The sequence below is a fragment of the Streptomyces sp. NPDC045846 genome, from assembly GCF_056431605.1.
This window is the reverse complement of the sequence record NZ_JBWKKJ010000008.1, coordinates 434,807-458,960: the sequence shown is the minus strand read 5'-3', so window position 1 is coordinate 458,960 and position 24,154 is coordinate 434,807. Positions and strand designations below refer to the sequence as shown.

Sequence of the window (24,154 nt, the reverse complement as noted above, 5' to 3'; positions counted from 1 at the left end):
AACCGCCCGCCGTCCGGGACCCGGCGCACGGCCTAGGCGAGGGCGCCCTCGACGAGTTTCCCGTACGCCTCGACGAGCTGGGCACGCGAGTCGTCGAGGTATCCGGCGAGCAGCCGCCCGGCACCGGCCCGCTCCCCCGCGCGGAGCGCTTCGAGGATCTGCCGGTTGCGCACGAGGTAGGGCTGGTGGAGCCGGCGCGGGTCGTCCACCACGTGGAAGGCCAGGCGGAGTTCGGCCAGGACGCCGCGCATCAGCTCGTCGGTACGGGCACTGCCGGCGAGGGCCACGAGTTCGCGGTGGAAGTGGATGTTGGCGGTGGAGACGCCCTGCCAGTCGCCCTCCTCGGCCGCACTCTCGCCTCCCGAGACGGCCGCGTCGAGCCCGTCGAGGCGGTAGGGCGGCTCGCCGAGTCCCTGGACGACGGCGCACTCCACGAGGCGCCGGGTGCGGTAGATGTCGGCCACGTCCTCGACGGCGAGGACCCGGACGAAGACCCCGCGGTTGAGTTCGTGGACCAGCAGCCGTTCGTGGGTGAGCAGCCGGAACGCCTCGCGCAGGGTGTTGCGCGAGACGCCGAGGGCCTTGCCGATTGCGTCCTCGGCGAGGCGCTCCCCGGGCGGGAAGAAGCCCTCCGCGATCCGGGTGCGCAGAATGTCCGCGACGCGTTCTGCCGTGCTGGTGCGGCCCAGCAGGGCGCGGTCCTCGGCAAGTCCGCCGAGCCCGGAGTCCGTTGTGGCCACAGCGCCCTCTCTCCCCCGCCGGCCGCTCCCGCCGACGCGTCCGCCCATCGTAGAAGCATCGCGAGGAGGTGAGGAAGCGGGAATCCCTCGACATGCCCCTTGTCGGATCGTTCAACAATCCCCTACGTTGAGGGCACCGCACCCCGGGGCCCCGGTCCCGCGCCGCTCCCCGGACCCGCACTCCGGTCCCGCACAGTCTCGGCAGCCCTCTCATCCCCTCCTGCGAGGTGCACATGAGCACGACCCAGGCACAGCCGCAGCACGGTCAACACCCGCACGCCGACGGCCCGTTCGGATGGCTGCGCGCCCTCGGCCCCGGCGGCCGCCGGGCCTTCGGGGGCGCCTTCGGCGGCTACGCCCTCGACTCGTACGACTTCTTCACGCTCCCGCTCACGATGGTCGCGATCTCGGCGTACTTCGGGCTCGACACCGGGCAGACGGGGCTGCTGACCACCGTGACCCTGGTGGTCTCGGCCGTCGGCGGCGCCTTCGCCGGGGTGGTCGCCGACCGCATCGGCCGGGTCAGGGCGCTGATGATCACCGTCGGCACCTACGCCGTCTTCACCGTGCTCTGCGGTTTCGCCCCCAACTACGAGACGCTGCTGGTCTTCCGCGCCCTCCAGGGGCTCGGCTTCGGCGGCGAGTGGGCGGTCGGCGCGATCCTGGTCGCCGAGTACGCCTCGGCCCGGCACCGTGGCCGCACCCTGGGCGCCGTGCAGAGCGCGTGGGCGGCGGGCTGGGCGCTCGCCGTCGTCGTGTACACCCTGGTGTTCCAGTACGTGGACGCGGACACCGCCTGGCGCGTGGTGTTCTGGACCGGCGCGCTCCCGGCCCTGCTGCTCGTCTACGTGCGGCGCAACGTGAGCGACGCGCCGCAGGCCACCGAGCAGCGGCTCGCCACGGCCCGCAGCACCAGCGGCGGCGCCACCTTCGCGGCCATCTTCCGCGGTCCGCTGCTGCGCACGACCTTGTTCGCGGTGCTGCTTTCCGCCGGTGTGCAGGGCGGCTACTACACGCTCGCCACCTGGGTGCCGACGTTCCTGAAGAGCGAGCGCCACCTGACGGTGGTCGGTACCGGCGGCTATCTGGCGTTCCTGATCTCCGGCGCCTTCATCGGCTATCTGACCGGCGGCTACCTCACCGACCGGCTCGGCCGGAAGAAGAACATCGCCCTGTTCGCGGTCCTCTCGGCCCTCTGCATCCTCCTCTACACGCACCTTCCGTCCGGCGCGAACACCCTTCTCCTGGTGCTCGGTTTCCCGCTCGGCTTCTGCATGTCGGCGATCTTCAGCGGCTTCGGCTCGTTCCTCAGCGAGCTCTACCCGACCGCCGTGCGGGGCACCGGCCAGGGGTTCACCTACAACACCGGGCGGGCCGTGGGCGCGTTCTTCCCCACCCTGGTCGGCTACCTCGCCGACAGCTGGGGCGTCGGCGGCGCCCTGGTCTTCGGCGCGGTCGGCTACGCCCTGGCCGTCCTCGCCCTGCTCGGACTGCCCGAGACCCGCGGCCGGGAGCTGCTGTGAGCGCCGCCGGACCGGCCTCGCCGAGGTCCCCCGGCGAGGCCCGCGCCCACTTCCGCGCCGGCGCCGACGCGCCGACCGCGGGCTGGGCGCCCGGCCACACCCAGGTCAACCTGATCTCCGTACCGGCCGACTGGGCCGAGGACGTACGGCTGTTCTGCGAGCGCAATCCGCAGCCCTGCCCGGTCCTCGACGTCACGGAGCCCGGCTCCTGGCGGACCCGGCTCGCCCCGGACGCCGATCTGCGCTCGGACCTGCCGCGCTACCGGGTGTGGGAGGACGGCTGCCTGCTCGCCGAGCCGACCGACGTCGGGGACTTCTGGCGGGAGGACCTGGTGACGTTCCTCATCGGGTGCAGCTTCACCTTCGAGTCCCAACTGGCCGCCGAGGGCGTGCCGTTGCGCCACATCGAGCAGGGCCGCAACGTCTCGATGTACGTGACGAACCGCCCGTGCCGGCCCGCCGGGCGGCTCAGCGGGCCGCTCGTGGTGTCGATGCGGCCGATCCCCGCGCCCCTGGTGAGCACGGCCTGCCGGGTGACGCGTGCGATGCCCCGGGTCCACGGGGCGCCCGTGCACGCGGGGGATCCGGCGGCGCTCGGCATCGCGGACCTGTCCCGGCCCGACTTCGGGGACCCGGTGGCCGCCGCGCCCGGCGACGTGCCGGTGTTCTGGGCCTGCGGGGTGACCCCGCAGGCCGCGGTGACGGCGTCCCGGCCGCCGTTCGCGCTCACCCACGCGCCGGGCCGGATGCTCATCACCGACGTCCGCGACGATCACTACCGGACCGGCTGAGCGAGCCGGTCACACCCGGCCGCCGCCCGCGCGTCCCGGGCCCGGCCGGGGCAGACTGCCCCCAGGACCACGCACCGCCGCGAAAAGGAGACCCCGCATCCATGACCCGGTCCGCGACGACGTCGATCGACCTCAATGCCGACCTCGGCGAGGGCTTCGGCCACTGGCGACTGACCGACGACGAACAACTTCTGTCCGTCGTCACCAGCGCCAATGTGGCCTGCGGCTTCCACGCCGGGGACCCGGCCATCATGCGGCGGGTCTGCGCCCTGGCCGCGGAGCGCGGCGTACGCATCGGCGCCCAGGTCTCCTACCGCGACCTGGCGGGCTTCGGCCGCCGCTCCATGGACGTGCCACGCGCCGAGCTGGCGGCCGAAGTCGCCTACCAGATCGGCGCGTTGGAGGTCTTCGCCCGGGCCGCGGGCAGCCGGGTGGCGTACGTCAAACCGCACGGCGCGCTCTACAACCGCGTCGTGCACGACGAGGAGCAGGCCGAAGCCGTCGTCGAGGGGGTGCTCCTGGCCGGAGCGGGCCTCGCGGTCCTCGGGCTTCCCGGATCGCGGCTGCTCGCGGCGGCCGGGCGAGCCGGTCTTCCGGTCGTCACCGAGGCGTTCGCCGACCGCGCCTACACCGCGCACGGCACGCTGGTGCCGCGCGGCCGGGACGGCGCGGTGATCAGCGACCCGGACGCCGTGGTGGCGCGGGCCGTCGCCATGGCCGTGCACGGCACGGTCGTGGCCGAGTCGGGCGAGGCGGTGCCGGTCGGCGCGAGCTCGCTGTGCGTGCACGGCGACACCCCGGGCGCGGTCGGCCTGGCCCGCCGGGTCCGGTCGGCCCTGGAGGCGGCGGGCCTGCGGGTGGCGGCGTTCTCGTGAGCACCGCGCGCACCCTGCCGGTGGGCGAACACGCCCTGCTGGTCGAGCTCGACAGCGGCGAGGCGGCCGGCGCGCTGCACGCCGAACTGCTGCGCCGCCGCGCCGCCGGGACCCTCCCCCCGGTGCGCGAGATCGTGCCCGCCGCCCGCACCGTCCTGCTCGACGGCGTGGACGATCCCGCGGACCTCGCCGCCCGGTTGACCACCTGGCACATCCCTCCCCTGGAGGCGGGCGCCGGGGAGACGGTCGAGATCCCCGTCCGCTACGACGGCCCCGACCTCGCCGATGTAGCGGCGCTGTGGCAGGTCTCGGAGCGGGAGGCGGTCCGCATCCACTCCGCGGCCGAGTTCCGCGTCGCCTTCTGCGGGTTTGCGCCCGGCTTCGCCTACCTCACCGGACTCGGCGAGCGGTACGCCGTGCCCCGCCGGGCCACCCCGCGCACCGCGGTCCCGGCCGGGTCGGTGGCCCTCGCGGGCCCGTACACCGGCGTCTACCCGCGCTCCTCGCCCGGCGGCTGGCAGCTGATCGGCAGCACCGACGCCGCGCTGTGGGACCCGCACCGCGAACCCGCGGCCCTGCTCACGCCGGGCACCCGCGTCCGCTTCGTCCCCCGGGTGGCGCGATGAGCGACCGGGCCCTGTCCGTGGTGCGGGCGGGCGCGCTCACCTCCGTCCAGGACGAGGGCAGGCACGGGCACGCACACCTGGGGGTGCCGCGCTCGGGCGCGCTCGACCTGCCCGCCGCCCGGCTCGCCAACCGCCTGGTCGGCAACGCGGTGGAGGCGGCCGTGCTCGAAACGACCCTCGACGGGTGTGCGGTACGCCCCCGTCGCGCGGTCACGGTGGCGGTGACCGGGGCCCCCTGCCCGGTGACGGTCGACGGTCGGCCGGTGGCGTGGGGCGCCCCGGTGCGGGTGCCGCCGGGCGCCGTCGTCGAGGTGGGCGCGGCCACCCGCGGGGTGCGGTCGTATCTGGCGTTCGCCGGGGGGATCACCGTGGTGCCGGTGCTGGGCAGCCGCTCCACCGACCTCCTGTCGGGTCTCGGCCCGCCGCTCCTGCGGGACGGCGCGGTCCTTCCGCTGGGCCGCCCGTCCGGCACGCCTCCGCCCCTGGACGAGGCGCCCGCGCCCGGGGTGCCGCGGGAACTCGTGCTGCGGGTGCGCCCCGGGCCGCGCGCCGACTGGTTCACGGCGGACGCGCCCTTCGTGCTGGCGGGCGGCCGCTACCGGGTGTCCTCGGCGAGCAACCGCATCGGGCTGCGCACCGAGGGGCCCGCGCTGCGGCGCGCCAAGGAGGGCGAACTCCCCAGCGAGGGAATGGTGTTGGGCGCGCTCCAGGTGCCGCCGGACGGGCGGCCGGTGGTCTTCCTGGCCGACCATCCGACGACCGGCGGTTACCCGGTGATCGGCGTGGTCCCCGAGCCCGACCTGGCGGCCGCGGCGCAGGCCGCACCCGGCACGCCCCTGAGGTTCGTGCCGGTGGGCCGGCTCTGAGCCGCGGGCCGTCCCGGCGCGACCGCCGCCAGCGCGGCGGCCAGGGCCTCGGCCGCGTGCAGGTCGAGGCGGGCCGTATGGCGCAGTTCCTCACCCGCCAGGCGGAGCAGCTGGGGCAGGAGGTCGGTGGAGCGGCGGGCCAGCCACGCGGTGCCCGAGGTGGCCAGCCAGTACAGCGAGGCCGCGGTGCCCGGCGGCGGCCGCTCCGGTTCGCCCGGGGGCGGCTCGCCCGGCGCGAGGCCGCGCTCGGCCAGCAGCGCGTGGCAGCGGGCCGCGATCAACCGGTGCCCGCGCTCCCCCGGGTGCAGCCGGTCCGCGCTCCACAGGCCGCGGTCCGCGACCCAGGCGGGGTCGGCCAGATGCAGATGGACCGCCCCGTACCGCGAGGACAGGCTGTGCACCACGGTGTTGACGGCCCGCTGCCGCCTGGCGAGCGGGCGGGCCAGCGGACCGGGCAGCCCGAGCATGGCGCCCGGGTCGGGCAGACAGGCGGTGAACAGCACGGTTCCCGCCGAGGCGAGATCCGCGTACACGGTGTCCAGGCGTACCGCGATGTGCTGGATGTCGAAGGAGCGGCGCAGTGTGTCGTTGACGCCGACGACGACCGAGGCGAGGTGCGGCGCGAACCGCCGTGCCAGAGGCGCCTGTCGCTCCAGCACGTCCAGGGTGAGCGCGCCGCTGGCCGCGAAGTTGCGGAACTCCCAGCCCGGTTGGTGACCGGCGAGCAGCGCCGCCCAGCCGCGCCATCCGCCGGACACCGGATCGCCGACGCCTTCGGTGAGCGAGTCCCCGAGGGCCGCGAACCGCAGCTCCCGCGGGGGTGGCGGGACGGCCCGGCGGCGAGGGCGACGGCGGTCACGCGATCACCCCCGGCACTCTTCGCGCCGGGCCGGACCCGGCCCGCCGCGCCGCCGGTGCCTCGTGCGCGGCGAGGAAGGCCGCCACCGAGGCGTCCCAGCCGAACAGTTCGGCCCGCGCCCGCGCCGCCTCCCGGCGCGCCCGCTCGGGCCTGCCCAGCAACTCCCGTACGGCGCGGGCGATGTCCTCGCCGCTGCCCCCGGCCGCGAGCCCGGCGTCCGCGACCACCTCGGGCAGCGCGGACGACGCGCTGCACACGACGGGGGTCCCGCAGGCCAGGGCCTCCAGGGCCGAGAGGCCGAACGTTTCGGCGGGGCCCGGCGCCAGACAGATGTCGGCCGCCGCCTGGAGGTCGGCCAGCGTCTCGCGGTCGGCGACATGGCCCAGGAACTCGACCGGCAGCCGCTGCGCGGCGGCCCGGCGGGCGAGGCTCCCCGCCAGCGGGCCGTCCCCCGCGACCACGAGCGCCGCCCGCACCCCGGCGTGCCGCAGCGCCGCCAGCGCGTCCAGCGCGAGAGCGGGCCGCTTCTCGACCGAGAGCCGGGAGCACATCACGAGCAGCACCCGGGCGCCGCGCGCGTGCCGGGCCCTCAGCACCGTGGAGCGGCGCCCCGGCCGGCACCGCGCCAGATCGACCCCGAGCGGCGCCCGGACCACGTTGCGCGCGCCGATGCGTACGAACTCGCGCTCGGCCCACTCGGTGGTGCACACGATGCGCGAGAACGCCCAGCCCGTACGGCGGTTGAGCCGGTCGGCGGCGCCGCGCGCGACGGCTTCGGGCAGTCCCCAGGTGCGCAGCACCCCGTCGGCCGTCTCGTGCGAGACCATCACGGAGGGCACCCGGGCGCGGCGCGCCCACTCCCCCGTCCAGCGCAGGGTGGTGCGGTCGGACACCTCGACGCGGTCGGGCGCGAGCTCGTCGAGGACGCGGCGGATTCGGCGCCGGTCCGCGAGCACCCGGTACCCACCGGTGCCCGGCAGCAGCGCGCCCGGCAGGGTGATCACCCGCCCCTGCTCGGTGTGTTCGTCCCGCGCGCGCCCGCCCGGCACGATCAGCACCGGTTCGTGCCCGGCCTCGCGGTAGCCGCGGCCGAGTTCGCGCAGGGCGGTGCGCAGCCCGCCGGACGCGGGCGTGACGAAGTTGGCGAGCCGCACGATCCGCAGGCCGCTCATGCCGCCACCGCCGCGCGCGCCCCGAGGACCTCGGCGTAGTGGCCGAGGAGCAGGTCGCCGACGGCGGACCAGGTGCGGTCCCGCACGGCGGCCCGCCCGGCGCGCCCGTAGGCGGCCCGCAGCCCGGGGTCGGCGAGTTCGAGCACGGCGTCGCGGACGGCCCCGGCGTCCCCCGGGGGCACCAGGAGGCCCGTGCTGCCGTGGCGTACGAGATCGAGCGGGCCGCCCGCGGCGGGCGCCACCACCGGCACCCCGCTCGCCATGGCCTCCTGCACGGTCTGGCAGAACGTCTCGTAGGGCCCGGTGTGCGCGAAGACGTCCAACGAGGCGAAGATCCGGGCGAGTTCGCCACCGGTGCGCCGGCCGAGGAAGACGGCGCCGGGCAGTGCTCCGCGCAGGGCGGCCGCGCTGGGTCCGTCCCCGGTGACGACGACGCGTACGCCGTCGAGCGCGCAGACGTCCGCGAGGAGTTCCACGTGCTTCTCGGGGGCGAGCCGGCCGACGTAGCCGACGATCAGTTCGCTGTGCGGGGCGAGTTCGCGGCGCCATGCCTCGTCGCGCAGTTCGGGGCGGAAGCGGTCGGTGTCGACGCCGCGCGGCCACAGCCGTACCCGGGGGACGCCGTGTTCGGCCAGGTCGCGCAGGGCGGCGGCGGAGGGGGCGAGGGTGCGGTCGGCGGCCGAGTGCACGGTCCGCAGGCGTCGCCAGGCGGTGCCTTCTCCCGCGCCCACGTAGGTGCGCGCGTACCCGGCCAGATCGGTCTGGTAGACGGCGACGGCGGGGACGCCGAGACGGGTCGCGGCGGCCATGCCGCGTACGCCGAGGACGAAGGGGCTCGCCAGGTGGACGAGGTCGGCCCGGTGCGCGGCGATCGCGGCGGCGACCCGGCGGCTGGGCAGCGCGAGGCGGACCTCGGGATAGCCGGGCAGCGGAAGCGAGGGCACCCGGATGACCGGGCAAGGCGCGTCAGAGCCCTCCCCCGTGGCCGTGGCCGGGGCTATGACGAGCGGTTGGTGACCGCGGACGGCCAGATGCCGTGCGGTCTGCAGGGCGCAGTGCGCCACTCCGTTGACGTCGGGCGGGAAGGATTCGGTGACGATGACGACACGCATACCCGTGTTGTCGCCGCGCCGGGAGTGGCCCGGCCGACTTGGATCTTTCCGCCCGGGGAACGTCCCATGAGCGTTGCCCCATCGGGCTTTGGCCGTGGATCACGCGGCCCCGCCCGTGGGTGGCCGTGGGTCACACGGCCGTGGGGTCCGGGCCGAGCCGGTCGTGGATGACGCTCTGCACCTCGGCCTCCTCGGCCGGGTCGGCCGCGAGCCTGCGCAGGCGCTCGGCCACGCGGGCGTCGACGAGCTCGGCGTACTGGGCGGCCACTTCCCGCGTGGTCTCCTCGCAGTCCCACAGGCATTCGACGGCGAAGCCGGTGGCGAAGGAGGGGTCCGTCGCGGCCAGCGCGCGGGCGGTGCGGCCGCGCAGCTGGGAGGAGGCGGTCTCGCGGTAGACGTGCCGCAGGACCGGTGCGGCGCAGCAGATGCCGAGCCGGCCCGCCCCGTCGACGAGCGCCCTCAGCAGCGGAGCGTCGGGGCCTTCGGAGCGAACCGTCTCGCGGAGCGCGCCGAGCACCAGCTTCTCGTCGCCGGCCTCGCCCCGCGAGGCGAGCACGGCGGCGGCACGGGCGCCGAGTTCGTCGGGGCGCTGGATCCAGCGGCGGGCCCGGTCGACGGCCTCGGGGCCGCACATCCGCTCGAAGGCGTGGACGGCCGTCTCGGCGACGCCGCGCGAGCCGGTGGAGACGGCGAGCTCGATCAGGTCGAGCACGCGGGCGTCGCGCGACTCGGCGAGATAGTGCAGGGCCGCCCCGCGGGCTCCGTCGGTGCCCGCGCGTGCCGCCTCCAGGATGGTGTCGCGGTCCTCGGGCCCGGCGACCGCGCCGAGGCACCTGGCCGCGGGCAGGTGCAGGACCGCGCCGCGCTCCAGGCCTTCGTCGGCCCAGTCGAAGACGGCCTGGACGCTCCAGCCGGGGCGGGGCCCGGACGGCCGCATCTGCCGTTGCCAGCGGTCGAAGGAGCCGCTCTCCTGGGCGGCCCGCACCCGGGCGCCCACGCTCTCGCGCGGATCCTCGGCCCACAAACGCCAGGGCCGCGGTTCGTAGGCGTCCCGCACGGTGGCCGCGAGCTCCGCGTCCCCCTGCGCGGTGGCGGGGAAGCGGTCGAGGACCGGCACGGCGAGGGCGCGCAGGCCCGCGTCGTCGTCCCGCAGCGCGAGCTCGTCCAGCGCCCAGGCCCAGTTGGAGCCGGCCGCGGCGTAGCGGCGGAGCAGCGCGAGCGCGTCGTTCCTGCCGTACGAGGCGAGGTGGCCGAGCACCGCGAGGGCGAGCCCGGTCCTGGAGTCCTCGGTGTCGAGGATGTCCTCGGCGCCGAAGAGGTGCCGCTCGATCTGGTCGAGCCCGCCGTCGAGGTCCAGGAAGAGGCGCGCGTAGTACAAGGAGCGGTTCTCGACCTGCCAGTCGTGGCGTGGGTCGCTCAGTACGCAAGTGTTGAGGGCCGCCAGGGCCTCGTCGCGCGGGGCGGCCAGCGCGTGCAGGGTGCCGTCGCCGCGGCCCCGCTGCAGCAGGCCGAGCAGCGTGCCGCTCGGCGCTATGACTGGATCGAACATGGAAATAGCCTCACATCAAGCTGTCGACGCAACCGGGGATTCGTGCCTTGCCCTAGGCCGCGCAGCAACATGAGGGGTCGCCCGCCGTCTTCTGCTTGGTGTAGACCATCTTCCTGCCTCTCGTCGCGGTCCCCGATGTAGGGACCCTGCCCCCGATGTAGGGGTTCGACGTCATGATGACCCAGCCATTTCGCCATCGCGACCACATTTACGGCGCCCCTCTCCGCGGGCTCTTCGGTGGATCCCCCGTAAACGCTTGGTGGACGCTCAGTTGGCCCCGAACAGGGCGAGCAGCTCCGTCTTGCCGAACATCCGGGCGGTGTCGACCGCCGAGGGCGTCCCGGCGGAAGGATCGGCTCCGCCGGCGAGGAGGGCCTTGATCACGGCGTCCTCGCCCTTGAAGACGGCTCCGGCGAGCGGGGTCTGGCCGCGGTCGTTGGCACGGTCGGCGTCGGCGCCCCGGGCCAGCAGGGCGCTCACGGCGTCGGCGTGGCCGTGGTAGGCGGCCAGCATCACGAGCGAGTCGCCGCGGTCGTTCGTCAGGTTCGCGGGCGCCCCGGCGTCGACGTACGCGGCGAGCGCCTCGGCGTCGCCCTGGCGGGCCGCGTCGAAGATCTTGGCCGCCAGCTCGACCACCTCGGGATCGAGTTCCTCGCTCATCGAAAACTCCTTAGGGGCAACGGAACAGACCCGCACGGCGACGGAGCCGTACGAGTGAATCGACAGGGTACTGCCCGACGGGCGACATGACGTGGCCGATCGACGGCAAAGATCACCGCGAGTGACGGTTTCGTGTCCCGGCGGCCGCGCAGTGTCCCGCTCCGACCCGCTTTTCATATCCGCCACTCCAGTGAAATTGCCGGAGTTTCACCCGTTCGCACCTTTTATCGCATAGATACTTCCTGTGAGCCTGGAAGAACTCATGGTGACCGTCCCCATCGACCAGGAGAACCCAAAATGATCCTCTCCATCTCAGGCGTGGTGCTGCTCGGAATCATCTGCTTCCTCTTCTTCAAGAAAGACGGACTCAAGGCGTCGCACGCGCTCGTGTGCTCGCTCTTCGGCTTCTATCTCGCGGGCACCGCCATCGCCCCGAGCATCACCGCCGGAGGTGCGAGCCTCGCCAGCCTGCTGGGCGGGATCAAGTTCTGACCTCCCGCTGCCCTCCGTACGAACGGCAGACAGCGCCGCGGCACCACCGCGGACCGACTCCAGGAGAACGATGTGGCCCGGCGACCACTCCCCCGCATTCTGAGCAGCGGCAGCGCACCCATCGTTCGCAGCCGCGAGATCGCGCGCACGGCCGCCGACAGCGCCACCGACGTTCTCCATCCGCTCATCACGATCAGCCGCGGCCTGCGGCTGATCGCCGCCGCCCTGCGCGGCAGATGGGCCGCCACCCCCAAGGAACGGCGTGGTCCCGCGCTGTTCCTGACGGCGGCCGTCGTCCTGGTCGTCGCGCTCATCCCGTACGGGCCGCTCCTGGCCCTGATCACGGTGATGGGCGCGGCAGCCTGGAAGGGCCGCGAGAAACCGGTCGTCAAGACCGGCCCCGACGAGGCGGAAGCCGCCCGGCTCCAGGCCCTCTACGAGGCGCTCGTGCCGTACTTCTCCGTCCCCGAGGACCCGGCCCCGCTGTTCTCCCACGGAGGCGAGTGGGACAAGGCCTTCAGTGAGTACGCGTTCGACGACAGCGGCCGTCCCACCCGGCTCCAGGTGCGCTACCCCGCGTACTTCACCGACGGCGAGCCCGCCTCGCGCGCCCGTATCGAACAGCTCCTCCACACCAAATCGGGGCGCGGCCGCGAATACCACTTCGCCTGGGACGAGGAGGGGAACCAGCTCGTCATGAGCGTCCTGGACGCGCTGCCCACCTCGATCGCCGCCCAGCGCTTCGTGACCGCCCCGGGCGAGACCGTCCTCGGCTTCACGGACGCCGACGCCGTGCAGCGGACCGTGCCGGTGACCACCGGCGAGGGAAGCCACGACGCGCCTCCGGTGGTCTGGCGCACGGGGCCGCGCTCCACCGAGCCCCACCTCCTGGTGGTCGGCCAGCCCGGCACGGGCACCACGACGCTGCTCCGCTCCATCGCGCTCCAGGCGCTCCAGCACGGCGACCTGCTGATCGTCGAGGGCAGCGGGACCGGCGAGTACGCCTGTCTGACGGGCCGTTCGGGCGTCCTGGCCGTGGAGTGCGGCCTCGCCGGAGCCCTCGCCACCCTGGAGTGGGCCTCGCACGAGACCGAGCGCCGGCTCATCGCCGCCAACCGGGCCCGCCAGGCGGGCCACCCCGCGCCCGAGGACACCAGGCGGCCGCTGTGGATCCTGCTCGACCGGCCCAGCGTCCTCGCGGACCTGGCCGCGGCCGACGGCCGCACCGACCCGCAGCACCTGCTCCAGGTCCCGCTGCGGCACGGCCGGGCCGCCGGGGTGACGGTCGTCGTCGCCGAGCAGTTCGACACCCTGGACGACCTGTCCGAGCCCGTGCGCTGCCACACCCGGGCCCGCGTGGTCCTCGGCCCGGTCTCGCCCGGCCAGGTCGAGTCGGTCCTTGGCGTCCCCCCGCACACCACCCCCACCCCGAACGTGCCCCCGGGCCGCGGCTACGCCCGCCTCGGCACGGGACCGGTGCTCCGCCTCCAGGTCCCGGCGACCCCGGACCCGTACGACGACGCGACGGCCGAGTCCCACCGCCAGGCGGTCCTCGACCTCCTCCCGGCCCGCGAGGGCCCGGTGGTGGCGACGCCGGTGGAGGCGGTCGTGGCGGACACCGTTCCCGTGGAGGCGGCGCCCGTCGAAGCGGCGCCCGTGGAAGCGGCACCCGTGCGGGCGGTTCCGGCCGAGGGCTGAGGGGCGGGCACGGGCTCCGACGTCGGCGGAGGGCGCCCCCGCTCCCTCACGCCACGAAGGTGCGCGGAGGCTCCGCTCCCCCGGAGCCGCCGCCCGTCTCCACAAGCCGGGCCGCCGCGGCCAGCCGTACGGCCGCCTCGTCCGCGACCGGGCCGCCCACCGTGAACGGCAGCCGCACATAGCCCTCGAAGGCGCCGTCGACCCCGAAGCGGGGGCCGGACGGCACCCGCACCCCGACCCGTTCGCCGACCTCGGCGAGGCGGGAGCCCGACAGGCCGCCGGTGCGGACCCACAGCGTGAGCCCGCCGCGCGGCACATGGAACTCCCAGTCGGGCAGTTCGCGCCGCACCGCCGTCACCAGGGCGTCGCGGTTCTCGCGGGCCTGGGTCCGGCGCAGCTCGACGGCCTGCTCCCAACCTCCCGTGGCCATCAGCCAGTTGACGGCGAGCTGCTCAAGGACCGGGGTGCCCAGATCGGCGTAGGCGCGGGCGGCGACGAGGGAGCGGATGATGTCGGGGGCGGCCCGCACCCAGCCGATGCGCATGCCCGCCCAGAACGCCTTGCTCGCCGAGCCGACCGTGAGCACGGTGGCCCCGGCCGGGTCGAAGGTGCAGACGGGGCGCGGCATGTCGAGGTCCTCGTCCAGCCACAGCTCGGTCATCGTCTCGTCCACGACGAGCACCGTCCCGGCCGAGCGGGCCGCGTCCACCAGGCGGCGCCGCTGGTCCTCGTCGGCCAGCGCCCCGGTGGGGTTGTGGAAGTCGGCGACCACGTACGCCAGCCGGGGCGCGGCGTCCCTGAGCACCTGGCGCCAGCGCGGCAGGTCCCAGCCGGTCAGCCCCTCGGCCATGGCGATCGGCACGAGCCGGGCGCCCGCCTCGCGCATGAGCTGGAGGATGTTGGCGTACGAGGGCGACTCGACGGCGATGCGCTCACCGCGTCCGGCGAACAGATGACAGATGGCGTCGATCGCCCCCATCGCACCGGTGGTCACCATGATCTGCTCGGGCATCGTCGGAATGCCGCGCGCGGTGTAGCGGTCGGCCAGCATCTGGCGCAGCGCGGGCAGGCCCGCCGGATAGTCGCCGTGGGTGTGGGCGTACGGCGGAAGCTCTTCGAGCGCACCCTGGACGCCCCGGGTCAGCCAGGGCTCGGGGGCGGGCAGGGCCGCGCAGCCCAGATCGATCATCGAGCCGAGCGACTCGGGCGGGAGCGGTTCGAGCCCCCGGCCGGGCAGCGGGTGCCCGGCGGGCACGGCGGTCCAGCTGCCCGCGCCGCGCCGCGATTCGAGGAATCCCTCGCCGCGCAGCGCCTCGTAGGCGGCGGCGACCGTCGTGCGGCTCACCGAGAGGGCGACGGCCAGTTCGCGCTCGGCGGGCAGCCGGGCAGCCGCCGGGACGCGGCCTTCGAGGACGAGCAGCCGGATGCCGTCGGCGAGGGCCCGGTAGGCGGGCGGCTTGCGCAGCCCGGCGCCGACCGGGCGGGGCTGCTGTGCTGTGAGCTGACGGGCGAGCTGAGCAGGCCCGATCGCCGAGGTCCACTGCGCCATGAAGTCAGTCCACCTTCCCGGAATTGGCCGTGGTTGGGGTCCATTTCCCTGCCACACAGTGTCATGAGTCAGTCCACTACCACCACCCAGGGGGACCACCTTGTCCACGCACCTCACGCGGCGGCTGCTCCAGCTGTACGTCGGTCTCGCGCTGTACGGCGTCAGTTCGGGGCTGCTCGTCCGCGCCGGGCTCGGTCTCGAACCCTGGGGTGTGCTGCACCAGGGCCTCGCGGAGCACACCGGTCTCTCCATCGGCGTCGTGTCGATCATCGTCGGGGCGGCGGTGCTGCTGCTGTGGATCCCGCTGCGCCAGCGGCCGGGGCTCGGCACCGTGTCCAACGTCTTCGCGATCGGCGTCTTCATGGACGGGACGCTCGCCGTCGTGCCCGATGTGCACGGACTGCTCGCCCAGGTCCCGCTGACGGCCGCCGGGATCGTCTGCAACGGCGTGGCGACCGGCCTCTACATCTCGGCCCGCTTCGGCCCGGGCCCGCGCGACGGCCTGATGACGGGCCTGCACCGGGCGACGGGACGCTCGATCCGGCTCGTGCGCACGTCACTGGAGGTGGTCGTGGTGGCGACCGGGTTCCTGCTCGGCGGCTCGCTCGGCGTCGGCACGGTCCTGTACGCGCTGGCGATCGGGCCGCTCGCCCAGTTCTTCCTGCGCGTCTTCGCGATCCCCGAAGCACCCCGGACCCCACAGGCGGGTACGCCCGCCGCCCCCGCGTTCGAGGTCACCTCACCGGCACCCGCGCGCGGCACGGCCGTCGCGGAGGCGACACCGTAGCGCGCGATACTTCCCCGGTGACTCGCGTACGCCACCCCTACCTGGACCACCCGTCGCCGATCCCGTTCGCCCATCGCGGCGGGGCGGCGGACGGCATCGAGAACACCGCGGCCGCCTTCGAGCGGGCCGCGAAGGCCGGCTACCGGTACTTCGAGACCGATGTGCACACCACGGCCGACGGACGCCTGGTCGCCTTCCACGACGCGACGCTCGACCGCGTCACCGACGCCCGGGGACGGATCGCGGAGCTGCCCTGGGCCGAGGTGCGGCAGGCCCGGGTGGCCGGGCGGGAGCCGCTGCCGCTGTTCGAGGAGCTCCTGGAGGACTTCCCGGGCGTGCGCTGGAACGTCGACCTCAAGGCCGAGTCGGCGCTCGTCCCGCTGATCGACCTCATCCGCCGCACCGGCGCCTGGGACCGGGTCTGCGTCGGCTCCTTCTCGGAGGCCCGGGTCGCCAGGGCGCACCGGCTCGCGGGCCCGCGCCTGGCGACGTCGTACGGCGTGCGCGGTGTCGCCGCGCTGCGACTGCGCTCCTACGGGCTGCCCGTGCCGCTGCGCGCGGGCGCCGTCAGCGCGCAGGTGCCCGAGAGCCAGCACGGCATCCCGGTCGTGGACCGCCGCTTCGTACGGACCGCGCACGCCCTCGGCCTGCAGGTCCACGTCTGGACGATCAACGATCCCGCTCGGATGGGGGCCCTGCTCGACCTCGGCGTGGATGGCATCATGACCGATCATCTGGAGACGCTGCGCACGGTTCTGACCGACCGGGGAGCCTGGAACTGACCCCGGCGGCCACCGCTCGCGTACGGGGCACGAGCGAGGGGGCGCGAGATGCGCGCTGAGACCACCGACCTGGCGGACCGCACCGATCGGCCGGTGCGCACGGCCGACCGGGAGCGGGAGCAACGCGGCTGGTACTTCTACGACTTCGCCTGCTCGGTGTACTCGACGAGCGTGCTCACGGTGTTCCTGGGTCCGTACCTGACGGCCCTGGCGAAGGCGGCGGCGGACGCCGACGGTTTCGTGCACCCCCTCGGCATCCCGGTGCGGGCGGGCTCGTTGTTCGCGTACGCCGTCTCGGCGTCGGTGATCCTCGCGGTGGTCCTGATGCCGGTCGTGGGCGCCGCCGCCGACCGCCGCGGCCGCAAGAAGCCGCTCCTCGCGGCCGCCGCCTACACGGGCGCGACCGCGACGGCCGGGATGTTCTTCCTGGACGGACACCGCTACCTGCTGGGCGCGGCGCTGCTGATCGTCGCGAACGCGTCCCTGTCGGTGTCGATGGTCCTCTACAACGCGTATCTGCCGCAGATCGCGGGCCCCGAGGAACGCGACCGGGTGTCCTCGCGCGGCTGGGCCTTCGGCTACACCTCGGGCGCCGGCGTCCTCGTCCTCAACCTGGTGCTCTACGCGGGGCACGACCGCTTCGGGGTGTCCGAGTCGACGGCGGTACGGATCTGCCTGGCTTCGGCGGGCATCTGGTGGGGCGCCTTCACGCTGGTCCCGCTGAAGCGGCTGCGCGATCGCCGGGTGGCCCCGGTGGCGGCGGCCGAGGGGAGGGTGGGGGCAGGCTGGCGGCAACTGATCGCGACGCTGCGGGACATGCGGGCCCGCCCGCTGACCCTGGCCTTCCTCCTCGCGTACCTCATCTACAACGACGGCGTGCAGACGGTGATCTCGCAGGCCTCGGTCTACGGGTCCGAGGAGCTCGGGCTCGACCAGGACACCCTCATCGTGGCCGTGCTCCTCGTGCAGGTGCTCGCGGTGGCGGGCGCGCTCGGGATGGGGCGCCTGGCGCAGACGTACGGCGCGCAGCGGACGATCCTGGGCTCGCTCGCCGTCTGGACCGTGATCCTCGGTGCCGGTTTCTTCCTGCCCGCCCGTCAGCCGGTGTTCTTCTTCGTCCTGGCGGGGGCCATCGGGACGGTGCTCGGCGGCAGCCAGGCCCTGTCGAGGTCGCTTTTCTCACACCTGGTGCCGAGCGGCAAGGAGGCCGAGTACTTCTCGGCCTACGAGATGAGCGACCGGGGGCTGAGCTGGCTGGGGCCATTGGTGTTCGGTCTCGCGTATCAGCTGACCGGGAGCTACCGGGATGCGATCATCTCGCTCGTGGTCTTCTTCGCGGTCGGGTTCGTGCTGCTCGCGCGGGTTCCCGTGCGGGCCGCCGTGGCGGCCGCGGGGAACCCTGTTCCGGCGCGGATTTAGACGTCGAAGTGAAAGGCCGGTAGTGTACGCCTTTGGCCTGCCAGGCGGACCGTTACTGCGTGCTCAAGTAGTGAAGACGCTGGGTGACATCTGCTGTCAGATGTGACAAACCGGTCACTGGTGGGTACAACAAGGGGCGGCACGACGGCGACGCATGACCCAGAACGGGAATCTTTACCGCCGACCGGACGTTGACCGGATGACGACGACAGTGACACCTGTCCTGTGGGCGACAAGCCCGGGAGGCACGATTCATGAGTGAGCGAGCTCTTCGCGGCACGCGCCTCGTGGTGACCAGCTACGAGACCGACCGCGGCATCGATCTGGCCCCGCGCCAGGCCGTGGAGTACGCATGCGAGAAGGGACATCGCTTTGAGATGCCCTTCTCGGTGGAGGCGGAGATCCCGCCGGAGTGGGAGTGCAAGGTCTGTGGGGCCCCCGCACTCCTGGTGGACGGCGACGGTCCTGAGGAGAAGAAGGGCAAGCCCGCGCGTACGCACTGGGACATGCTCATGGAGCGGCGCACCCGCGAGGAGCTGGAGGAGGTTCTGGCCGAGAGGCTGGAGGTCCTTCGTTCCGGCACCATGAACATTGCCGTGCATCCGCGCGACAGCCGCAAGTCCGCCTGATCGCGCAGTTCGGCGATACAGCGCATACAGCACAAAGCTGAGGGCCGGTCACACCATCTGGTGTGACCGGCCCTCAGCTTTGTGCCGGAAACCCCGCTCCCGGTCAGGGAGTCAGCGGCGGCCGCGGGCCCAGGTCCTCGCGCGGGGCGTCGTCCCGGATGACCTCGCCGGGCACGACCTTGCCGTCCGGGTAGTGGATGCGGGCCTGCTGGAAGGCGTCGCCGAGACCGCCCGGGGCGACCGTCCGCATCCGCCGGTGCAGCGAGCGCTCGGCGCGACGGGTCACGAACTTCCGTACCGGCGGCACCAGGCAGAGCAGCCCGAGCGCGTCCGAGACGAAGCCGGGGATGATCAGCAGCAGACCGCCCAGCATCGTGAGCGCGTTGCCCTCGCTGCCCGGCCTTGCGGCCTGCGGGGCGGCCCCGGACTGCTGCTGCTGGAACGTCTGGGTGAGATTGCGGAAGGCGCGGCGCCCGGCCCGCTTGATGACGTAACTGCCGAGCAGCAGGCCGCCGATGAGCAGCAGCAGGACGGTGAGGCCGCTGGTCGCGCCGGCCACCACGGTGAGCAGCCAGATCTCCAGGACCAGCCAGGCGGCGATCCCCAGGGGCACGAAGGTGCGTGCGCGCGAGCGCTTGGGAGCTTCGGTCGGAGGGCGAGTGCCGGTCGTCATGCTCCCAGTGTGCCTGGGAGCCGATCCGGACGGCGTAAGGAGCGGATCAATACGCCCTGGTCACGAAGGCTTACGGCCCAGGAGTTTGTTGGCGCGCGCGCCGACGCCCCAGGCCGTGACCCGCCAGAGCGCCTCGACCAGGATGTCGTTGCTCATCTTCGAGTCGCCGCGTTCGCGCTCGACGAACGTGATGGGGACCTCGACCACATGGAAGCCGGCACCGACCGCGCGGCGGGCGAGGTCGACCTGGAAGCAGTAGCCGGCCGAGGCGACCTCGTCGAGGCCGAGGCCTTCGAGGGTCTCGCGGCGGAAGGCCCGGAAGCCGCCGGTGACGTCGCGGATCGGAACGCCTAGGAGCAGCCGGGAGTAGGTGGAGCCGCCGCGCGAGATGAACTCCCGGTACTTGGGCCAGTTCACGATCCGCCCGCCGGGCACCCAGCGGGAGCCGAGCACCAGGTCCGCGCCCTTGAGGGCGGTGAGCAGCCGGGGCAGTTCCTCGGGCTGGTGCGAACCGTCGGCGTCCATCTCGACGAGCACGCCGTAGTCGTGCTCGATGCCCCAGCGGAAGCCCGCCAGGTAGGCCGCGCCGAGGCCTTCCTTGCCCTTGCGGTGCAGCACGTGCACCTGGTCGTCCTCGGCCGCGATCTCGTCGGCGAACTTGCCCGTGCCGTCGGGGCTGTTGTCGTCGGCGACCAGAATGTGGGCCTCGGGGACCGCCGCTCTGACGCGGGCGACGATCGGCTTGATGTTCTCCGCCTCGTTGTAGGTCGGAATGATCACCAAGGCTTTGCCCAGCGGGCCGTACCGCCTCTGACCGCCGTCGTTCACTGCTGCCCCTTATTGTCCGTACGCAGAGGTCCACCATAGCGAGCGGTCGTGATCAGGCCGCACCGCGAGGGTGCGTGGTGTCGGATGCGCCCGGATGGCGGCCGGGATCCGCCGGAATGCCGGAAGTGGGGACCGTGTCGGTACCGGGGCCCGGCGCCCTTCGGGCCGACCTGGGACCCGCTGGCTGCGGGTCGACCGAGAGCCGTTGTCTACTGAGCGACCGGGCCCCACCCGGGTCGCACCGTCCCCGGGGCCCGCAGGGGCAGGGGGGACACCCTCACGGCTGAAACCTTCCCTCGCCCCCGAGGCGCGGGCGCTGAACCTGGCTCCCAGTGACGGGGTGCCGGTGCGGCACCCCGCCCCATGACCCAGCGGCGTTCGACGACTGCGTGGAGGTTCAACCGGCCGGACGTCCTGTGGTGGACTCGGCCGAACCTACCGGCCCCTGGCCGCTTTCTGTCAACAGCGGTGTGAGCTGCGACGTTTTTTCAAATCACCAGGTCAGTGACGAAGATCCGCAGGTCGTGGCGATGCCGTGACGGCCGTCCACCAACGGTACGAAATGTCCCTATGTCACTCGTTCGGCCGCGCGAATACCGTTTGTCCGAACACCACGGTGCGCAGACAGACCGGCAGGTCCGCGCCCGGCGTGAGGTCGGGCAGGCCCGGGGTGCCCGAGCGCGGGTCGGTGGACCAGCGGGCCACCCGGTCGTCCGGGGCCTGGACCACGAGGTCCTCCGCGCGCCAGATGGCGTAGTCGGCCGGAGCCCCGGGCACCAGGGTGCCCGCGTCGTCCCGGCCGAGCGCGCGCCAGCCGCCCCGGGTGTGGGCGGTGAAGGCGGCCCGGGCCGAGATCCGGTGCTCGGCGGTGCGGTGGAAGGCGGCCGCGCGCACGGTCCCCCACGGGTCGAGCGGGGTCACCGGCGAGTCGGAGCCGAAGGCCAGCGGCACCCCGGCCCGCAACAGGGCCGCGTACGGGTTGAGGGTGCGGGCCCGCTCGACGCCGAGCCGCTCGGCGTACATGCCCTCCTCGCCGCCCCACACCGCGTCGAACGCGGGCTGCACGGAGGCGGTGAGGCCCAGCTCGGCGAAGGCGGCGATGGTGGCGGGGGTGAGCATCTCGGCGTGCTCGACGCGGTGCCGGGCGGCCCTGATCCGGGCGAGGCCCACCTGCTCGGCGGCGGCCCGCACCCCCTCGACGACGGCGGTGATCGCGGCGTCGCCGATCGCGTGGAAGCCCGCCTGGATGCCCGCCTCGGTGCACGCGGCCACATGGGCGGCGACACCGGCCGCGTCCAGGTGGCCGGTCCCGGTGTGCGGGGCGTCCGCGTACGGGGCGTGCAGGCAGGCGGTGTGGGAGCCCAGCGAGCCGTCCACGAAGAGGTCTCCGGCCGCGCCCACCGCGCCGAGTTCGCGGATGCGATCGGCGTCCTTGGCCCCAGTGACCCGCTCGGCCCAGTAGCCGAACACCCGCGGCCCGGCCTCCTCGCGCGAGAGCCTCAGCAGCGAGGTGAAGTCGTCCTCGTCGGAGATCTCGGGCCCGCCGCACTCGTGGACGCTGCCGATGCCGAGGGAGGCGGCGTGCCGCAGGGCCGCGCGCTGCGCCTCGGTGCGCTGGCGCGGGGTGACCGCGCCGTGCGCGGCGGCCCGCACCGCGTGGTGCGCGGCGCCGGTGAGAGGCTCGCCGTCCCGGTATCCGGCTAGGTCACGAACGCCGGGGACGAGGTCGAGCAGGGCGGTGGTGACGACGGCCGAGTGGACGTCGACGCGGGGCAGGTAGAGCGGGCGCCCACCGGTGGCGGCGTCGAGTTCGGCGCGCGAGGGGTGGCGCCGCTCGGGCCAGCGGGCGGCGTCCCAGCCGTGGCCGAGCAGCACCCGGTCCTCGGGGCGGGCGGCGGCGTGGGCGCGTACGGCGTCGAGGGCTTCGGCCAGGGTGCGGGCCGGGGTCAGGTCGAGGCCGGTCAGGGCCAGACCGGTGGCGGTGGTGTGCACGTGTGCGTCGGTGAACGCGGGGGTGACCAGGGCGCCTTCGAGGTCGACGACCTCGTCCACCCCACTGGCGAAGGCGTCCGCGGCGCCCTCCGAGCCGACCCAGGCCACGTGTCCGCGCTCGACGACCATCGCGGTGGCGAAGGGGTCGGCGGGGCTGTGCACGTCGCCCCCGCGCAGCAGGACGGTGCGGTGGGCGGTCTCTTCGGGTGCGGAACTCGCGGAACTCATGGAGACAGCCTAGAGACGCGGCGGCCGTGCTCCGTACGGGGTGGGCAGGATGCGCGGCGGCCGCGTGCGGGCCGGCTCAGATGTGCGGCGGCCGCGCCTCGTACGGGGTGGACAGGACGACGGTCGTACGGGTCGAGACGCCGGCCAGGGTGCGGATGCGGGTCAGCAGGTGCTCCAGCTCCAGCGGGGTCGCCACCCGCACCTTGAGGATGTAGTTCTCGTCCCCGGCCACGCTGTGGCAGGCCTCCAGCTCCGGTACGCCCGCCAGGCGCTCCGCGATGTCGTCGGGGGCGCTGGGGTCGAAGGGTTTGACCGAGATGAACGCGGTCAGCGGCAGGCCCACCGCCTCGGGGTCCACGACGGCGGCGTACCCGCGGATGACCCCGCGCTGTTCGAGACGGCGTACCCGCTGGTGCACCGCCGAGGTGGACAGGCCGGTGGCCTTGCCCAGGTCGGTGTAGCTCATCCGCCCGTCCTTGACGAGCAGATCCACGATCTGACGGTCCAGCTCCTCCATGGCGATCAACCTATTGCCCCGGGTCGCTTCCGGCACAGCCGGGCGGCGCCCGAATCGGCGCCTGCGGGCACCATGTGACGAACGCCACAGGTTTGCGGGCGCCTCGGCGGGGGCCTCGTGGTTACCGCCACGGCCTGGCGGGAAGTGCTTGCTTTGGTCGCGGCCGCGGCGCAATGCCGGCCCACCCGAGGGGGAGTGTCCCAATGCAGAATCCCAAGCGCACCGGACGTACGGAACGTGAACGTACCGAACCGGACCCTGTCGATATCGCCGAGCTCGTCGACGACGAGGACGACTCGCTCGACGCGTACGACACCTTCGAGATGTACCGGGTGGTCTGCCCGGACTGCGCCCAGCCGATCGCGCTGCTCGCCGACGAGGACGAGCTGCCCGAGCACGCCCTGTGCCCCAGCCCGTGGAACCCGTTCGTGCTGACCGTGTGCGCCGGGACCGGGCGTCCCGCGGCGGAGGCGAAGGCGGCGGACGAGTCGCTCGACGTCCAGGAGCAGGACACCGCGCTGCTGCTCACGCTCCCGCAGGGCCTCGACTGGCGCACCCAGCCGTTCTCGCACGTCGGCGGCCCGGGCTCGCGCCCGCTGCGCGTGCCGCAGATGCGCCGCGCCGCCTGAACGCGCGACGAGTTCCGCGCGGGCCGGACGCCGCAGGGGCGTCCGGCCGACGAACCCTCAACTCCAGTACGTACCGCGCACCATGGCCTCAAGACTGGCCCGGTGCAGGATCAGCGCGTCCGGATCCGCGGGCGGCTCGGTCTCGCCGAAGTGCAGTTGCCGGTAGGCGATCCGGAGCATGACCACGGCGTGCCGCAGCGCCGCGTACAGCGTGTGGAACTCCATGTCGCGCGGGGTGTGGCCGGTGAGTTCGGCGTAGCGGCGCTCGATGTCCTCGCGGCGCAGGAAGCCGGGGAGGCCCGGCTGGCCGAAGGTCACCGTCAGGTCCTGGAAGAAGCGGTGCAGATAGACGGTCCAGCCGAGGTCGAGTTCGCGCGGGCCGCAGGCGGCCATCTCCCAGTCGAGGACGGCCGCCGGGTCGAAGCCGTCGTAGACGATGTTGCCGATGCGCGCGTCGCCCCAGGTGAGGACCGAGGGTCCCTCGTCCTCGGGCCAGTGGGCGTCGAGCCAGTCGAAGGCCGCTTCGATGAGGGGTGAGCGTGGAACCCCTTCAACCACCCATGCGTAGTAGGCCCGTTGGGACTCCACGTGCCGACGCAGCGCAGAGCCCTGCGGATGCGCTTCCGGCAGCAGGAACTCGGCCTCCGGCGGCGGGAATTGACCGTGCAGGCGCGCGAGCACGGACAGGGTGCCCTCCTGGAGGCGGGCCCGCTCGGCGTCGGTGGCGGCGTGCAGCCAGTTGCCCTCGTAGGTGTAGGGCATGACGTCCGGCGGGACGCGGCCTTCGGCCCGGTCCATCACAAAGAACGGCGCGCCGAGCGGGATGGGGTCCTCTTCCAGCCAGCGCACCCGCGGCACGGGGACGTCGGTGTGCTCGGCGACCAGACGCATGACGCGGTACTGGCGGCCCATGTCGTACACGGGGAAGACGGTGTAGGCGGCCGGGTCGGCGGCGAGCCGCAGGGCGCAGGCGCGGACGGGGGTGTCGGGGTGCTCGATGTCGAAGAGCAGGGTCTCACTGGACATGCCGTTGGAGGACGGCACCCGGATGTCGCTGACGCGGGCGCCGGGCAGCCGGGCGTCCAGCCAGGCGGTGAGGCGGCGTCCGACGTCCTCGGGGTCGCGGGTGGAGGTGCGGGGGCGAGGCGCGGTGGCCAT

Annotated in this window: 24 protein-coding genes; 12 read left to right on the top strand and 12 right to left on the bottom strand. The window is 73.8% G+C overall.

Going from position 1 to position 24,154, the window contains the following annotated elements; genetic code table 11:
- Positions 1-32: 32 nt before the first annotated feature.
- A complete protein-coding gene (locus tag AC07F3_RS24780) occupies positions 33-740 on the bottom strand; it encodes a GntR family transcriptional regulator (RefSeq protein ID WP_479116622.1) in 708 nt (235 codons plus the stop codon).
- Between the two features lie 233 nt (positions 741-973).
- On the opposite strand from AC07F3_RS24780, the gene AC07F3_RS24775 reads away from it, so the two are divergent.
- From AC07F3_RS24775 to AC07F3_RS24755, 5 genes are all read left to right on the top strand, one after another.
- Entirely contained in the window at positions 974-2,263 is a 1,290-nt protein-coding gene (locus tag AC07F3_RS24775) for an MFS transporter (protein ID WP_479116621.1), read from the top strand.
- Positions 2,260-3,054: a putative hydro-lyase gene (locus AC07F3_RS24770; RefSeq protein ID WP_479116620.1), complete on the top strand. Its 795-nt coding sequence runs from the start codon at positions 2,260-2,262 to the stop codon at positions 3,052-3,054. The genes AC07F3_RS24775 and AC07F3_RS24770 overlap by 4 nt, the downstream gene beginning before the upstream one ends.
- A gap of 101 nt (positions 3,055-3,155) precedes the next feature.
- A complete protein-coding gene (locus AC07F3_RS24765) occupies positions 3,156-3,929 on the top strand; it encodes a LamB/YcsF family protein (protein ID WP_479116619.1) in 774 nt (257 codons plus the stop codon).
- A complete protein-coding gene (pxpB, locus tag AC07F3_RS24760) occupies positions 3,926-4,555 on the top strand; it encodes a 5-oxoprolinase subunit PxpB (RefSeq protein WP_479116618.1) in 630 nt (209 codons plus the stop codon). Before AC07F3_RS24765 ends, pxpB begins: the two co-directional genes overlap by 4 nt.
- Positions 4,552-5,421 (top strand): 5-oxoprolinase subunit C family protein, encoded by an 870-nt coding sequence (locus AC07F3_RS24755; RefSeq protein WP_479116617.1) that lies wholly within the window; start codon positions 4,552-4,554, stop codon positions 5,419-5,421. Before pxpB ends, AC07F3_RS24755 begins: the two co-directional genes overlap by 4 nt.
- On the opposite strand, the gene AC07F3_RS24750 is transcribed toward AC07F3_RS24755, so the two are convergent.
- The 5 genes from AC07F3_RS24750 to AC07F3_RS24730 form a co-directional block, all read right to left on the bottom strand.
- Positions 5,322-6,179, bottom strand: coding sequence for an SGNH/GDSL hydrolase family protein (locus AC07F3_RS24750; RefSeq protein ID WP_479116616.1), 858 nt, complete (start codon positions 6,177-6,179; stop codon positions 5,322-5,324). The two genes, AC07F3_RS24755 and AC07F3_RS24750, sit on opposite strands and share 100 nt — an antisense overlap.
- 97 nt (positions 6,180-6,276) lie before the next feature.
- Positions 6,277-7,452, bottom strand: coding sequence for a glycosyltransferase (locus AC07F3_RS24745; RefSeq protein ID WP_479116615.1), 1,176 nt, complete (start codon positions 7,450-7,452; stop codon positions 6,277-6,279).
- Positions 7,449-8,564, bottom strand: a complete 1,116-nt coding sequence (locus tag AC07F3_RS24740; RefSeq protein ID WP_479116614.1) for a glycosyltransferase family 4 protein — start codon at positions 8,562-8,564, stop codon at positions 7,449-7,451. Before AC07F3_RS24740 ends, AC07F3_RS24745 begins: the two co-directional genes overlap by 4 nt.
- 130 nt (positions 8,565-8,694) lie before the next feature.
- Complete coding sequence (locus AC07F3_RS24735; protein WP_479116613.1) at positions 8,695-10,113, bottom strand: HEAT repeat domain-containing protein; 1,419 nt, start codon at positions 10,111-10,113, stop codon at positions 8,695-8,697.
- A 267-nt stretch (positions 10,114-10,380) separates the two neighbouring features.
- Positions 10,381-10,773, bottom strand: coding sequence for an ankyrin repeat domain-containing protein (locus AC07F3_RS24730; protein WP_479116612.1), 393 nt, complete (start codon positions 10,771-10,773; stop codon positions 10,381-10,383).
- 297 nt (positions 10,774-11,070) lie between these two features.
- Here AC07F3_RS24730 and AC07F3_RS24725 point away from each other — a divergent pair, with 297 nt between their 5' ends.
- Both AC07F3_RS24725 and AC07F3_RS24720 read left to right on the top strand, forming a co-directional pair.
- Complete coding sequence (locus tag AC07F3_RS24725) at positions 11,071-11,265, top strand: hypothetical protein (protein ID WP_114038102.1); 195 nt, start codon at positions 11,071-11,073, stop codon at positions 11,263-11,265.
- A gap of 72 nt (positions 11,266-11,337) precedes the next feature.
- Entirely contained in the window at positions 11,338-12,963 is a 1,626-nt protein-coding gene (locus tag AC07F3_RS24720) for a hypothetical protein (RefSeq protein ID WP_479116611.1), read from the top strand.
- A 46-nt stretch (positions 12,964-13,009) separates the two neighbouring features.
- On the opposite strand, the gene AC07F3_RS24715 is transcribed toward AC07F3_RS24720, so the two are convergent.
- Positions 13,010-14,512 (bottom strand): SCO1417 family PLP biosynthesis transcription factor, encoded by a 1,503-nt coding sequence (locus AC07F3_RS24715; RefSeq protein ID WP_479116610.1) that lies wholly within the window; start codon positions 14,510-14,512, stop codon positions 13,010-13,012.
- Positions 14,513-14,612: 100 nt separating this feature from the next.
- Between AC07F3_RS24715 and yczE the strand changes: the two genes are divergently transcribed.
- The 4 genes from yczE to AC07F3_RS24695 all read left to right on the top strand — a co-directional run bounded on the left by yczE (position 14,613) and on the right by AC07F3_RS24695 (position 18,129).
- Complete coding sequence (gene yczE, locus AC07F3_RS24710) at positions 14,613-15,299, top strand: membrane protein YczE (protein ID WP_479116609.1); 687 nt, start codon at positions 14,613-14,615, stop codon at positions 15,297-15,299.
- Between the two features lie 17 nt (positions 15,300-15,316).
- The gene (locus tag AC07F3_RS24705; protein ID WP_479116608.1) at positions 15,317-16,081 is read left to right on the top strand and encodes a glycerophosphodiester phosphodiesterase family protein; all 765 of its coding nucleotides are present in this window, start codon (positions 15,317-15,319) and stop codon (positions 16,079-16,081) included.
- 48 nt (positions 16,082-16,129) lie between these two features.
- Positions 16,130-17,500 (top strand): MFS transporter, encoded by a 1,371-nt coding sequence (locus AC07F3_RS24700; RefSeq protein ID WP_479116607.1) that lies wholly within the window; start codon positions 16,130-16,132, stop codon positions 17,498-17,500.
- 254 nt (positions 17,501-17,754) lie between these two features.
- On the top strand, positions 17,755-18,129 hold the full coding sequence (locus tag AC07F3_RS24695) for an RNA polymerase-binding protein RbpA (RefSeq protein WP_053724453.1): 375 nt from the start codon (positions 17,755-17,757) through the stop codon (positions 18,127-18,129).
- Between the two features lie 103 nt (positions 18,130-18,232).
- Here the strand turns inward: AC07F3_RS24695 and fxsA are convergent, their stop codons facing one another.
- The 4 genes from fxsA to AC07F3_RS24675 form a co-directional block, all read right to left on the bottom strand.
- Positions 18,233-18,802, bottom strand: a complete 570-nt coding sequence (gene fxsA, locus AC07F3_RS24690; RefSeq protein WP_479116606.1) for an FxsA family membrane protein — start codon at positions 18,800-18,802, stop codon at positions 18,233-18,235.
- A gap of 60 nt (positions 18,803-18,862) precedes the next feature.
- Entirely contained in the window at positions 18,863-19,630 is a 768-nt protein-coding gene (locus AC07F3_RS24685; RefSeq protein WP_479116605.1) for a polyprenol monophosphomannose synthase, read from the bottom strand.
- A gap of 573 nt (positions 19,631-20,203) precedes the next feature.
- Entirely contained in the window at positions 20,204-21,850 is a 1,647-nt protein-coding gene (locus tag AC07F3_RS24680) for an amidohydrolase (RefSeq protein WP_479116604.1), read from the bottom strand.
- A gap of 76 nt (positions 21,851-21,926) precedes the next feature.
- Positions 21,927-22,367, bottom strand: coding sequence for an Lrp/AsnC family transcriptional regulator (locus tag AC07F3_RS24675; RefSeq protein ID WP_053724457.1), 441 nt, complete (start codon positions 22,365-22,367; stop codon positions 21,927-21,929).
- A gap of 203 nt (positions 22,368-22,570) precedes the next feature.
- Between AC07F3_RS24675 and AC07F3_RS24670 the strand changes: the two genes are divergently transcribed.
- Positions 22,571-22,996, top strand: coding sequence for a hypothetical protein (locus AC07F3_RS24670; RefSeq protein WP_479116603.1), 426 nt, complete (start codon positions 22,571-22,573; stop codon positions 22,994-22,996).
- 57 nt (positions 22,997-23,053) lie between these two features.
- Here the strand turns inward: AC07F3_RS24670 and AC07F3_RS24665 are convergent, their stop codons facing one another.
- Positions 23,054-24,154, bottom strand: a complete 1,101-nt coding sequence (locus AC07F3_RS24665) for a phosphotransferase family protein (RefSeq protein ID WP_479116602.1) — start codon at positions 24,152-24,154, stop codon at positions 23,054-23,056.